The 1,271-nt window shown below is 35.9% G+C and carries 1 protein-coding gene; it reads right to left on the bottom strand.

Going from position 1 to position 1,271, the window contains the following annotated elements; genetic code table 11:
* The coding region (gene hppD, locus H5072_RS19790; RefSeq protein ID WP_182694557.1) for a 4-hydroxyphenylpyruvate dioxygenase at positions 1-1,036 on the bottom strand (1,036 nt) is incomplete at its 3' end.
* Positions 1,037-1,271: the final 235 nt, after the last annotated feature.

Raw genomic sequence — 1,271 nt, 5'->3', positions numbered from 1 at the left:
CGCGACGCTCTTGGTCACGTTCGATTGATTCAAATAATGCTTGGAAGTTACCTTCACCAAAGCCACCATCATCAACGCGTTGGATCATTTCTATAAAGATTGGACCAAATAAGTTTTTAGAGAAAATTTGTAATAAATAACAATTTTCACTTTGGCTATCTACGAGTATCTGATGCTCACGAATTTTTTCTTTATCTTCAGCAACCCAAGGTACACGGTCAAAAATAGTATCGTAGTACTCTGGGATAATATCTAAAGTGGCAATTGTTGATTTATCAAGCTTATCAAGAGAGCTTACTAAGTCATCTGTTAAAAACGCTAAATGTTGAACGCCTGGGCCGTTGTACTCACCAAGGTATTCATCAATTTGGTTGTTATCGTTACCTTTACCTTCGTTTATTGGAATAGAGAAGGTGCCGCATGGCGATTTAAGTGCATACGAAATAAGCGCTGTTTTTTGACCTTTAATGTCAAAGTAGCGTACTTCAGTAAAACCAAATACGTCTTTATAAAAGTTAGCCCATTTTTCCATGGTGCCTTTATAAACGTTATTGGTTAAATGATCGATTCGGATAAAGCCTTTATCTTCTACAACATTTTGCGTTTCTAAGTCTTCAAAATCACTTTCGTAAATAGTGCCTTTGTCGCCAAATTGTTCAATAAAGTAAATTAGGCTGTCGCCAATACCATAGATCGCAGGGTAAGGCATATTTTTATGCGTTGAGTCGGTCGCTGGTTTTGCACCACGTTCTACAGCTGTTTCAAATGCTTTTTGCGCATTCTCAACACGCCAACCCATTGAACAAATAGCAGGGCCATGGCTTTTAGCAAATTCTGCAGAAAAACCTTCACGCTCGTTATTCAGTAAAAAGTGAATATCGTTTTGGTTGTAATAAACAATGTCTTTACCTTTGAATTTTTTAAGCTTAGAGAAGCCAAAATCAGTAAATACTTTATCCATATAATCAGCATCAGGTGTTGCGTACTCGGTAAACTCAATACCGACTAAACCCAAATAGTTATTTACTTCACTCATTATTATTACTCCCGCAATTAAGCACTGCGATTATGTGTTGTTGTCATATTGCAGTAGATAATCAACCAGATTTTTAATTTGGGGAAGAGGGGGGCGCTATTTAGTATGTAGTGCATGTGTAAATTTTATAGGACGGTTATTATAAAGTTACGTGTTTGTAATACAGTTAAGTAAAATGAAGTTATATGGTATAAATTCAAGTGGGAGCATTTGTTTTTAAGTTATTGTATTTAAA

The organism is Pseudoalteromonas sp. SR45-5 (genome assembly GCF_014163565.1).
In the GTDB taxonomy this organism is placed as follows: domain Bacteria; phylum Pseudomonadota; class Gammaproteobacteria; order Enterobacterales; family Alteromonadaceae; genus Pseudoalteromonas; species Pseudoalteromonas distincta.
This window is presented reverse-complemented; position numbering and strand designations above follow the sequence as displayed.